At 55.5% G+C, this 11,603-nt stretch carries 11 protein-coding genes; 7 read left to right on the top strand and 4 right to left on the bottom strand.

Annotated features, from left to right (window positions below):
- Positions 1-77: 77 nt before the first annotated feature.
- The 3 genes from I2G43_RS02600 to I2G43_RS02590 all read right to left on the bottom strand — a co-directional run bounded on the left by I2G43_RS02600 (position 78) and on the right by I2G43_RS02590 (position 2,973).
- Positions 78-1,085: a helix-turn-helix domain-containing protein gene (locus tag I2G43_RS02600; RefSeq protein ID WP_195534978.1), complete on the bottom strand. Its 1,008-nt coding sequence runs from the start codon at positions 1,083-1,085 to the stop codon at positions 78-80.
- Between the two features lie 65 nt (positions 1,086-1,150).
- Positions 1,151-2,302, bottom strand: a complete 1,152-nt coding sequence (locus I2G43_RS02595; RefSeq protein ID WP_195534977.1) for a sensor histidine kinase — start codon at positions 2,300-2,302, stop codon at positions 1,151-1,153.
- Entirely contained in the window at positions 2,299-2,973 is a 675-nt protein-coding gene (locus I2G43_RS02590) for a response regulator transcription factor (RefSeq protein ID WP_195534976.1), read from the bottom strand. Before I2G43_RS02590 ends, I2G43_RS02595 begins: the two co-directional genes overlap by 4 nt.
- Positions 2,974-3,063: 90 nt before the next feature.
- Between I2G43_RS02590 and I2G43_RS10680 the strand changes: the two genes are divergently transcribed.
- The 4 genes from I2G43_RS10680 to I2G43_RS02575 all read left to right on the top strand — a co-directional run bounded on the left by I2G43_RS10680 (position 3,064) and on the right by I2G43_RS02575 (position 6,832).
- Complete coding sequence (locus I2G43_RS10680) at positions 3,064-3,210, top strand: CD1871A family CXXC motif-containing protein (protein WP_040219972.1); 147 nt, start codon at positions 3,064-3,066, stop codon at positions 3,208-3,210.
- On the top strand, positions 3,203-4,105 hold the full coding sequence (locus tag I2G43_RS02585) for a 4Fe-4S binding protein (RefSeq protein ID WP_195534981.1): 903 nt from the start codon (positions 3,203-3,205) through the stop codon (positions 4,103-4,105). The genes I2G43_RS10680 and I2G43_RS02585 overlap by 8 nt, the downstream gene beginning before the upstream one ends.
- Before the next feature lie 30 nt (positions 4,106-4,135).
- The gene (locus I2G43_RS02580; protein WP_195534975.1) at positions 4,136-5,107 is read left to right on the top strand and encodes a TlpA family protein disulfide reductase; all 972 of its coding nucleotides are present in this window, start codon (positions 4,136-4,138) and stop codon (positions 5,105-5,107) included.
- A 444-nt stretch (positions 5,108-5,551) separates the two neighbouring features.
- Positions 5,552-6,832 carry an MFS transporter gene (locus I2G43_RS02575; RefSeq protein WP_195534974.1) on the top strand — a complete coding sequence of 427 codons (1,281 nt, stop codon included), beginning with the start codon at positions 5,552-5,554 and terminating at the stop codon, positions 6,830-6,832.
- A gap of 135 nt (positions 6,833-6,967) precedes the next feature.
- Here I2G43_RS02575 and I2G43_RS02570 read toward each other — a convergent pair whose 3' ends face one another.
- Complete coding sequence (locus I2G43_RS02570; protein ID WP_195534973.1) at positions 6,968-7,531, bottom strand: TetR/AcrR family transcriptional regulator; 564 nt, start codon at positions 7,529-7,531, stop codon at positions 6,968-6,970.
- Positions 7,532-7,770: 239 nt separating this feature from the next.
- Here I2G43_RS02570 and I2G43_RS02565 point away from each other — a divergent pair, with 239 nt between their 5' ends.
- From I2G43_RS02565 to I2G43_RS02555, 3 genes are all read left to right on the top strand, one after another.
- Positions 7,771-9,009 carry an agmatine deiminase family protein gene (locus I2G43_RS02565; protein WP_195534972.1) on the top strand — a complete coding sequence of 413 codons (1,239 nt, stop codon included), beginning with the start codon at positions 7,771-7,773 and terminating at the stop codon, positions 9,007-9,009.
- A 122-nt stretch (positions 9,010-9,131) separates the two neighbouring features.
- A complete protein-coding gene (locus tag I2G43_RS02560) occupies positions 9,132-10,196 on the top strand; it encodes an ornithine carbamoyltransferase (protein WP_195534971.1) in 1,065 nt (354 codons plus the stop codon).
- An 11-nt stretch (positions 10,197-10,207) separates the two neighbouring features.
- On the top strand, positions 10,208-11,473 hold the full coding sequence (locus I2G43_RS02555) for an MFS transporter (protein WP_195534970.1): 1,266 nt from the start codon (positions 10,208-10,210) through the stop codon (positions 11,471-11,473).
- Positions 11,474-11,603 lie beyond the last annotated feature (130 nt).

The following is an 11,603-nucleotide window of genomic DNA, read 5'->3' as shown; positions in this document are numbered from 1 at the left end:
GGGGCAAAATGTCCAATTTGAGCATGCGAATGTGAGGGGACGCCGGAGCACGTTCGATGCGCTTGACGGTTCGGTCGCTAGCGCAACATATGCGCGACCAACTCGGCACGAGTTCCGATGCCAAGTTTTGCATATACGCTGGACAGGCGGTTTTTAACGGTGCCTGGCGATACGCCCATATGGCGTGCGATTTCGGCGTTGGTCCATCCACGACAGGCGAGCATGGCCATGGTGAATTCCGTGGTGGTTAGATCGTCGGCCACATCCTCGCCCGAGTCGGGGTTGTGGATGCGTCGCCATCCGTAGCTAAAGCGATAGGTGATCTCGATGATGCGTGCGAAATCGTCAGGATATTGCTGTTTTAGGCATGCCTCGATAAGTCCCTGCAAAAGGCCATGGTGCTCGCCGATGAGCTCGATAAGGCCGTCGGGACGCGCTATGCTCCACGCGGTTTCGAAATGCGCCTTTGCGGCGTCGATGTTCTTGAGGCTCATACATGCCATAGAAGCTGACAGGTGCAGGAACAGCTCCGATATGGGATAGCTTCCCTGCTTCATGACCAAGGCGTTTTCTGCCATGCCCAGACTGCGGCCGTATTCGCCGCGCAGATACAGGGCATGCGCCATCACGTAGCTGGCGAACAGGCGCAGGCCTTCGGGCAGATGCGCTGCGAACGGATAGAACTCATCGGCAGAATACGGGGAAGGCAGGTGCAGCAGGACGCTTGCGGCCGAGGCGAACAGAACGTGCACGGCGTGAACGGTGGGCGATTCCTCGTCAGCTGGCGTATCGAGGATGCCCGCAAGGCAACGGCGGGCGTCAGGGATACGGTTGAGCGACAGACTGGCATATCCGCAGATGAAACATGCGGAATAGCGCAGCGACGGATCAGTTGCGTCAAGATGGGGGCGTGCCGTCTCGGCGGCGAGGGCGGCCTGTCCGCGAAAGTACAGCGCTTCTGCCGTGGCGATGGTGCGTGAATCGGGGTCGGAAATGCCTGCAACCGCAGCGTCAATCTGCCCCGGCACAAAGGCGGTGCACATCAACGGCATGGGAACGCGTGGGTAGCCATCGCAGTCCATCATCCATCTCCCAACAGCTGGCAACAATAGCAGCAATTGTACTCCTGTTGCTCGGGACCCCTTTCGTTTTACTGTTCGGTTAACGCTACGGATCGTTTTGGAAGGCTTACGAGCATGGTGGTTCCGTTCTCGGAACTTGTTTCGACCTCTACCGTGCCACCGTGAAGCGCTGCAATCTCCCAAACAAGCGCTAGTCCGAGTCCTGCGCCGCCGTATGCCCTGCTGCGGGATTTATCCAGGCGAAAGAACGGTTGGAAGATGCTCTCACGGTACTGCTTGGGTATTCCCGGGCCCTGGTCCTCGACTCGCAGGAACACGTGGCTGTCGTTGTCGCAGATGGAGACGTTGACAGTCGAGCCGGGGTGGCTGTAACGGATGGCATTTTCGACCAGGTTAAACACCAGCCGATAGAGGAGCGTGTCGCTCCCGATTACTAAAGCGTTCCCAGCACAATTGAGGGCTATGCCCTTATTTTCGGCAAGTGGCGCAAGGTCGGTGAGGATCTCTTCGGACAAGGGACCAAGTTCCACATCGTCCTCGCAAGGAACGCTGCGGAGCTCACTCATCTCGAGCAACACCTTGGTCATCCGCGACATTCGCTCAGTTTGTTCTTGTAGCAGGCCGAGCAACTCGGCTGTTTCGGGTTGTAAGTTGGAGCGCTCGGAGACAAACAGTTCGATCTGTGCCTGCATAAGGGCGAGCGGGGTTCGCAGCTCGTGCGCGGCGTTGCCGGTAAATTGACGCTGTGCAGAGAACCCTTCGCCAAGACGGGCGATCATGTCGTTGAAAGAGGCGCTGCATCGTTGTAGCTCGGTGGGCACATCTTCACTGAGTCTGATTTCGCTTAGGTTGTCAGGCTGCACACGCTCAACCTGGTCTGCAAAAGCCCGTAGCGGTTTGAGTGCGCGGCCGCTCACAAAGTATGCCAGCACGCCGCCAAGGAGTGTGACTCCAGCCGTGATGCGCCAGGCTGTCGTGCCAAAAGACTCCTGTGCGTCGTTTACGACGATCGTAACCTCGTTATCGAGGGTCGCTTTCGTTGGGTCGAACGCCTGGGGCGAATCTTCGCTGGTTGCGGTAAAGGCCGAGATGTCACTGCCGATGGCATCCATGTAGCGCATACCCGTATAGCCGACCAGGCAGTTCGTCAGCACGCATGCCGCGCACGTGAGCAGTGCCGTCATAATCGTTATGCGCCATTGAAGCGAAAGCCTTTTCATTCGCTATCCTCCATAACGTAGCCCTCTCCAATCCGATTGCGAATCGGGTCGTATCCCAAAACGCTGCGTAGCTTTTTGCGGAGTGACGAGATATGAACGCGGGTTGCGTTGCTAAAGCTGTTCACGCTGCTATCCCAAACGTGCTCGATAAGCTCCTCTTGGCTTACCGGACGCCCCTGATTAAACATCAGGTATTCCAAGATTCCCGTTTCCTTGCGCGTAAGAGATAGAGCCTCGCTGTCCACGGAAGCGATGCGCGCCTTGGTGTCAAAGCGGAGCTTTCCGCAGGTTAAAACTATGTCGCTTTGTGTAAAGCGTCTGAGGGTAAGGCTGCGAATTCTTGCCGCAAGCTCGTCCAGATGAAACGGCTTGGTGAGGTAATCGTTGGCGCCGGCATCGAGTCCAGCGACTTTATCGGATACTTCGCCACGCGCGGACAGAATCAGTACCTTGGTCTCGCAGTCGGCTTTCCTAAGTTCCCTGAGCACGGTCATGCCGTCGATACGGGGGAGATTGAGGTCGAGTACCACGAGGTCAAAGACCTCGACGCCCAGCAGGTCGAGCGCCTCCCGTCCATCGTGGCAGCAGTCGACGCTGTATGCCAGGTTTCGCAAGCTACGTGCGATTGTGTCGCACAGTGCCCGCTCGTCTTCGACGATCAAAATACGCATAACAGTCTCCTTGCACATTCCAAATCGCGCTTAACACGGATTTTATAGTCGATATGGTCCAATGGTCGCGTAACGAAAGGAGTGATCAGCTTGTTCAAAGCGGTAAAACCCGTGGTACAGGTCGCTTTGTTGATCGTCGGAATTGCCATGGTGTGCTTTGGCGTTATGCGTGGCGAGGCGGATGCCGTGCTGGCCAAAGCGATTAGGCTGTGCTTGGAGTGTATCGGAATTGGATAAAAGAGAAAACACTGCGTCGCATGTTTTGGCCCGATTTCGCGGATTCATTCAGGCGGCGGCGACGCTCGTCACCAACATTCACCTGCCAAACTTTGCCAAAGGCGGCATCTATCAGGGCGCGGGAAAAACAGTCTGCGTACCTGGACTTAATTGCTATTCGTGCCCCGCGGCATCGGGTGCGTGCCCCATCGGGTCGTTCCAGGCGGTGGTAGGTTCATCCAAGTTCAACTTTTCTTACTACGTCACCGGTACGCTCATTTTGCTCGGCGTGCTGCTGGGACGCTTTGTATGTGGGTTTTTGTGTCCGTTTGGCTGGCTACAAGAGCTGCTTCATAAGATTCCCGGCAAAAAGCTCTCCACGAAAAAGCTCAAGCCGCTCACGTACATCAAGTACGTCGTGCTGCTGTTTGCTGTGGTATTGCTGCCTGTGCTGGTGGTCAACGATCTGGGGATGGGAGATCCGTTCTTTTGCAAGTACATCTGTCCACAGGGTGTGCTCGAGGGCGCCATTCCGCTGGCCATCGCCAACGCCGGCATTCGATCTGCGCTGGGGCAGCTCTTCACCTGGAAGCTTTTCATTCTCATTGCCGTGGTGCTGCTGAGCGTTTTGTTCTATCGCCCCTTCTGCAAATGGATTTGCCCGCTCGGCGCATTCTATGCGCTCATGAATAAGGTATCCCTACTGGGGATTCGGGTTGATGCATGCAAATGTGTTTCGTGCGGCAAGTGCTCAAAGGTTTGTCAGATGGACGTTGATGTGGTCCGCGCGCCCAATCATGCCGAATGCATCCGGTGCGGAAAGTGCATTGGGGCCTGTCCCGTCGATGCCATCAGCTATCGCTATGGCCTGGATGTGTCGGCAGAAAAGCTCCCTCTGACCGCTGATAAAAAGTAAAACAAGCTTCGACAAAACGGAGGAATGACTATGAAGCTTTCTAAGATTGCGGCCCTGTTTATGGTGCCGGTATTGGCCTTGTGTCTTGTGGCATGTTCGGCGCCCGGTGGCAATGCGAGCGAATCTGCGAGCTCCGATCCTAAGATCGCAGAACTCACTGCGCAGAAGCCGACCAATGCCGACGAGGCCGCCGAGCTGTATGCGAAGCTCATGCAAAAAGAGAACGATATCCTTTCGAGCGATAATGCGCTGTGGGAAAAGGTATTCAATGCAGCAAATAAAGAGTCGACAATGATTGAGGACGGCAGCAATTACGGCGACTTCCTGCTCAAGACCATCGACGGAGCCAAGGATGAGTTTGCGGCAGATGAGCTCAAGACGCTCAAGGCCGGCGCGCAGCAGATCAAGGAAATCGAGGACAAGCTCGAGAGCCTGGAAAAGAAGTTTCCCGGCTGTGGAAGCACGCCGAGCGCAGGCGAGAGCGTTGACGCTTCGGCCGCTGGCATGACGGCTGGCGCCGATGCTTCGAGCGAGGCGACGAAGTTCCCTAGCTTTACGGGCAAGGACCTGGACGGCAACGACGTGAGCAGCGACGAGTTGTTCTCTAAGAACAAGGTCACCGTTATGAACTTTTGGTTTACCACTTGCAAGCCGTGCGTGGGCGAGCTGGGCGATCTTGAGAACCTGAATAAGGAGCTTGCCGAGAAGGGTGGCCAGGTCGTGGGCGTCAATTCCTTTACGCTCGATGGCAACAAGGACGAGATTGCAGATGCCAAGGACGTGCTGAGCAAGAAGGGCGTGACATATAAGAACATCTGGTTCAAGTCGGATAGCGAGGCCGGCAAGTTTACGTCAAATCTGTTCTCGTTCCCGACGACCTACGTTATCGACCAGAACGGCAACATCGTAGGGGAACCCATCGTGGGCGCCATCAGCTCCGCTGAGCAGCGCGCAGCGCTCGACAAGCTTATCGACCAGGCGATTGCGAAGAGCGAGCAGTAAAGGCTGAGTACACGTAATGTGACAAAGGGACAGTCCCTTTGTCACATTGTCGATGTTGTGTGCGGGACGGTGCGCTGTGTGGCGTGCCGTCCCGTTCGTTTTTGCCCGGTTCGTTACATTCCTCACTGGTGTGGACTAAAAAACGGAATAGAGTAGGACAAACGCGTCGAATACGAACGGCGGGGGAGAGCGTGTGGATGGGCCTGCCGGCATCGGGTGCCTTCTCCACAGTGCCGCAACTGGGGATTGCCCCGGCAATTAGAAACCGTTGTCGGAAATGATGATTCAATTCAACCAATACCCACCAACATGAATCATATGCTCGTGCTACCGTTTGGCGAATTAAGTGACCTTCCCCCCGCTTAATGCTTGACGGGGCGTCCTTTGGTTTATATACCTATCGGTAGGCATATAGGTTGCACTGCCGATAGAAACGGAGTAGCTATGGCTCAGATCGCATCAACCGAAAAGGATCGCCCCCACGAGAGCGGCGCATTTGCTTGGATTGTTGTTATTGCGCTTGGCTTGATGTCCGCCGGAACAACCGGCACATACAGCATTGTTGCCGGCTCATTCGTTGCTCCGGTATGCGAAGACCTCGGCTTCGACTACACCTCTTTCTCTTTCTATTTCACTGCTATTCTTCTTGGCCTCGCGCTCGGTCTCCCACTCCTGAGCCGCTTCATACCAAAAGTAATTGGCAAACCGCCGCACATAGGCATTGAACTCGTCCTCATTGCCGCTGGTGCCGCGATGGCGTTCTACACCGAAGTCTGGATGTTCATCGCTTCCGCCGCAGTCATCGGCATCTGTTTTTCGTTTACAACCGGTGTTTGCATGTCCGACGTCATCGACCAATGGTTTAGCAAATCATCCGGTCTTGCTATCGGCCTTGCATGGGGCGTCAACTCCCTTTGCACGCTTCTGCTCAGTCCCGTTGTCACGCTTGTCATTGAGCAACAAGGCTGGCGCGTGGGATTCATTGTACTCGCAGCCGTTTCCGCAGCCATGATTCTGCCTGCAAGCGCCTTTATCATTCGATTTAAACCTTCCGATCGCAATATGCTTCCGTACGGAGAAACCGCCATCGAAACCTCCGAGGACAGCAGCCTCGAAAAACAGGATGATGTTCTCACCGGCATGACGCTCCGGGATGCTGCCAAGACGCCGTCCTTTATCCTCTGCGTCTTGCTGCTTTGCGTGGCGCAACTCACCTGCTGCATGAATCAGCTGTTTCCAACTTACGCAAGCGAGGTTGGATTCAATCCCATCGTAGGAAGCCTGATGGTCTCCGCAGCCTCCCTCTCCGATATCTTCTTAAATCCCTTTGATGGGAAAACGTGCGATAAGCTCGGCGCCATTAAGGCAACGGTCGCGTGGACGGCAGTTAGCATCTCCTCTTTCTTGCTTCTCATCATTGGCGGAAACAGCGAGACCGTCTCCATCGTTGCCGCCGGCGTGAACGACGTCATGTTCGCCATTGTTGGAACCGCAATGCCAATGCTCCTTCTTTCGCTTTTCGGATCGAAAGACTTCGGGAGGATTTACTCGATTGTCTGCTCCGCAGGATATATCGTTGGTGCGTTTGGCATGCCGGTCATGATGAAGGTCTACGGCATGGCGGGATCTTTCCAGGGAGTATTTATCTTCTGCATCGTCTGCAACCTTATGATTGCTGCATTTGCCATCATCTCCGGGCTTCTTAATAAAGCTACCGTGAAATAGGCCGGGCCGATTTTCACCTTCGCAGAACTCTACGCAACGGGGCCGATTCCAAACTAGCTTGGAATCGGCCCTTTTTCGTTTCAATGACCACCAGCAAGCTACCCGAGCATCAGCGTGCACTTCTGCTTGACTAGCCTATTTGAACATGAGTCCGACTACCCCGGCCCAAACCGCCTTTTCGTCAATATCCTCGTCCTGCGCGACCGTATTGCTTGTTCCCTCAAGAACGGTATACAGGATTTGCACGTACAGCATGACATCGGTGCCGTCCGGAAGTGCGCCAATCTCAACGCCATGCGACAGGATGTCCTTTAGCGCCCCCATAGTTCGATTGGTTGCCGTTGCCTGACGCTCTTGGACCGCAGGTATTCGGTTTGCCTGAATACTGACCTCTGCCAACACGCGACGTCGCTTTTCATCGCTTCGATAGCCGCCTATAACCGTATTGCCGAGCTCAATAAGCGCCGCTTTAAAGCCGTCCCGATCGACAATCAGCGAATAGTCGCGCTGATAATCAATGGACGGGAACATGCTATCCAAAAGTGTAGTGAAGATTTCTTCCTTGGAGGGAAAGTAGTAGTACACAGACGGTTTGGAGATGCCGACGCGATCGCAGATTTTTCCAATCGAGGCCTTGTCGTAGCCGACCTCCGCCACAAGATCGTACATTGCATCCAGTATTTTTTTCTTTGTACTCACGTAGCATTTCTCCATTGCAAATCACTTCCGCACTACCAACATTATTAAGCATGGCAATGGGACATCAATTCGGGCTCAAACATGATCACTATAAACGACGAACGGTATGTATTGGTAGGCGAGCGGCATTTATTCAAAATAATCCACCGAACGGTAGGTATAGTAGTACTATAGCAGGTGAAACCCCGCTATTGTCGCGGTCGGGCAGCATCGCGGGAAACACGACGGAAGGACCAACCATGTACGAGAACTATCGTATGCCGGGCGAGTTCGAGAAGCGCTCCAACGTCTATGTGACATGGCTTCCCGATTACATTCGCGCAGAGGGCTTCGATAACCGCCAGCCCTGCGTTGATGTAATCAAGGCTCTGCTCGAGTATGGCGACGTTACGGTCAACCTCAACTGCGGCACCCCGGGCTCCTACGAGGAAGCCAGCTCGCGTCTGAAGGAGGAGGGGGTCGACCTCGATCGTATCGAGATCACGCAGTTCGAAGACTCCAACTTCTATGTCCGCGACAACGGCCCCAGCATCATGGTCGACGACAAGGGCCATTCCTATATGGTCAACCCCGCCTGGACGTACTACGGCGTGTGGGACAAGAATTCCCCGGAGTGTCAGTCTGCACGCAAGGCAGCCGTTCACATGGCCGTTGCGCTCGGTTGCTTTGATATCGTCAACTCCGAAATGGTCTCCGAGGGCGGCGACCGCGAGTTTGACGGTCACGGCACCCTGATCGCCATTGAGGACACGGAATGCCGCAAGCGCAATCCCGAGTTTACGAAAGAGGAGGTAGAGGCCGAGTATAAGCGCATCTACAACCTCAACAAGGTTATCTGGCTGCCGCAGCCTATGCTCGAGGACGATGATTATCGACTGGGCATTCTCGACGAGAAGGAAGACGGAACCCCCGTCTTTGGCATGAGTTTTGCGGCCCATATCGATGAGATGTGCCGCTTTATCACCCCGAACAAGATTCTTCTTGCCGAGGTGTCCGACGAAGAAGCCGCTTCGAGCAAGGCTGGCGCAGAGTCTCGCCGCCGCATTGAGGCAGCCTACGAGATTTTGAGCAAAGAGACGGACTGGGAGGGTAAGCCTTTCGAGATCGTCCGCATGCCCACCGCCGAGCCGATCGAAGTCATCATCGCCCCCGGCGATGAGGATTACGAGCTGTACAAGGGCTTCATTGATGAAATGGGCGGCAAGTTCATGGATGGCACTCCTTGGCCCGAAGGACCCGTCCACTTCTACGCCGCAGCGAGCTACTGCAACTTCTTGATCTGCAACGGCGTCGTTCTTGGCCAGCGTTACTACCACGAGGGCATGAACGAAATCGTGAAAGAAAAGGACGAGCAAGCCAAGGCAGTTCTTGAGAGCTGCTTCCCCGATCGCAAGGTCATCATGATCGACTCTCTTGCGCTTAACCTGTCCGGCGGCGGCGTGCACTGCTGGACTAAGGACGTGGCAGCCAGCTGCTAGCGAGCCTCAGAGCCTGCGCTCTTTGGCTTAGGCGCCACATATACCGCTCCCCGAGGGAAATCCGTGTTTCCCTCGGGGACACATTCGACATTTATCTATTGATCAATAGAAAGGAAATAAACATGAACAACAGCCTCCGCGGTCGCGATTACCTCAACATCCATGATCTCTCCTCCGAGGATTTCCGCTACCTCATTGATCTTGCCTGGAACCTTAAGGCTCAGAAGAAGTCCGGCGTCGACCAGCGCTACTTCCCCGGCAAGAACGTTCTCGCCAACTTTGAGTGGGGTTCGACCCGCACTCGCTGCGCGTTCGAGACCTCCTGCAACGACCTGGGCATGGGTTTCACCTATCTGACCAACTCCCACATGGGTGACTGCGAGACCATCAAGGATGCCATGCGCGTCTTTAACGGCATGTATGACCTCATCGTCTACCGCGCACAGAAGGACGAGCAGTTCCTCTATGACGTCGCCGACCTGGTTGACATCCCGGTCATCAACGCCCTTACCCTTGGCGATCACCCGACCCAGATGCTCGCCGACGCCCTCACGATGGAAGAGCAGTGGGGCGGCCTGCGCACGAGCCGTGGCAAGAAGATGGCTTTCGTTGGCAACTGCGCCGGCGCTCCGGTGTGGTATGGCCGCCTGTGCGCTATGCTCGACATGGACTTCCTCGCCATCGGCCCCGACGACCTCCGTCATCAGATGTGCAAGGAAATGATCGAAGAGGTCGAGGCCTGCTACGCCAAGTACGCTCCCAATAGGACCTTTACCATCACCTCTGACCTCGATGCCCTGGATGGCGTTGACGTTATCGTTACCGAGGAGTGGCGCTACATCAACCCCGAGTGCGGCGACGAGGTTCTGGATCCCGACGACTATGATTCCTGGCTGGGCGATGCCGAGTCCCTGTATCCCTATCGCGTCACCAGCGAGCTTTGCAAGCGCACCAATAACCCCAACATCTTCTGCATGCATGAGCTCCCCTCTGTTCACAACGCAGACCACCGTGTCGGTAAGATGCTCCTCGACCAGTGCAAGAACGACCTCCATCGCGAGATCATCACCGAGGGCTTTGAGATCGCAGACGAGTGCTTCGAGGCAAACGCCTCCGTCATCTTCCGCGAGGCGGAGAATCGCCAGCACACCATCAAGGCCGTTATGTGCGCCCTTCTGGGTCTCTAGGAGCAGCATCAATGGATAATACAAAGTTAAAGAGCAGTAAGGTCTACGCATGGGTTCTCGTAATCGCGCTCGGCCTCATGTCTGCTGGCACGACCGGATCCTATAGCGTAATCGCCGGTTCCTTCGTCGCGCCCGTGTGCGAGGAGTTCGGGTTTGACTACTCCATCTTCTCGTATTACTTCACCGCGACGCTCATTGGTCTTGCGGCGGCGCTTCCGTTTGTCGGAAAACTCATCCCCAAGGTCGTTGGCAAGGTTTGGCTCCCCGTCGTCGAGCTTATCCTGCTCGCCGCCGGCGCAGGCATGGCTTTCTACACCGAAGTCTGGATGTTCATCGCTGCTGGCGCCCTGATTGGCGTTTGCTTCGCCTTCACCACCGGCGTTGCCATGTCCGATGTTATCGACCAGTGGTTCAAAAAATCCGGTGGCCTGGCAATTGGCCTCGCTTGGGCTGTAAACTCGATTTACATGCTCATCATGAGCCCTGTCATCACCTCTGTTATTGAGGCCGCCGGTTGGAGGACTGGCTATCTGGTGCTCGCTGGCGTCTCTGCCGTGCTGATCCTTCCCGCTTCTATCCTGATCATCCGCTACAAGCCCCAGGACAAGGGCATGTTGCCCTATGGCTACGTCGAAGGTGAGACGGTCGCCGAGACTGAGGAGACGGCCGAGGATAGCGCACGTGGCGTCAGCTATGCACGCGCCATCAAGTCGCCTGCTTTCTTCTTCTGCATCGGCTTCCTCTGCCTCGTCCAGCTCACCTGCTGCATGAACCAGCTCTTCCCGACGTATGCTACCGAGGTTGGTTTCAACCCCATGGTGGGTGGCTTCATGGTTTCCGCCGCATCGCTCTTCGACATGTTCCTTAACCCGATCGTCGGCACCACCTGCGATAAGTTCGGCAGCACGAAGGCCATTTTGGGCTGGCTTGCCGTCTCCATTCTCTCCTTTGTAATGCTCATGATGAGCAGCGACAACTCGACGCTTAGCATCCTCGCGGCAGGCGTAAACGACGTCATGTATGTCATCGCCGGCACCGCTCTGACCGTTTTGGTCATGGATGTCTTTGGCTCCCGCGATTTCGGTCGAATCTTCGCGCTGATTTGCTCCGTAGGCTATATCGTCGGCGCCTTCGGCATGCCCGTTATGATGAAGGTCTATGAGCTTGCTGGCTCTTTCCAGGGCGTCTTCATCTTCTGCATCGCTTGCAACGTCATCATCGGTCTGTTCTTGCTGCTGGCCAAGAAGACCGGAAAGAGCCTTTCCTGGGACGAATAGACTAAGTTCGTTTTAGGTATGGTCGCCAGGACATACTACGCGTCCTGTTTGGGGCATCGGCTTACGCCGATGCCCTTTTTGTTCAAGACTTTAGTCTGCTGGGCGCGCAGCGGCCAGCTTTAAACCACCC

The organism is Collinsella aerofaciens, from assembly GCF_015557435.1.
Lineage (GTDB): Bacteria > Actinomycetota > Coriobacteriia > Coriobacteriales > Coriobacteriaceae > Collinsella > Collinsella aerofaciens_Z.
The sequence above is the reverse complement of the archived record's forward strand: the minus strand, read 5'-3'. Positions and strand labels throughout refer to the sequence as shown.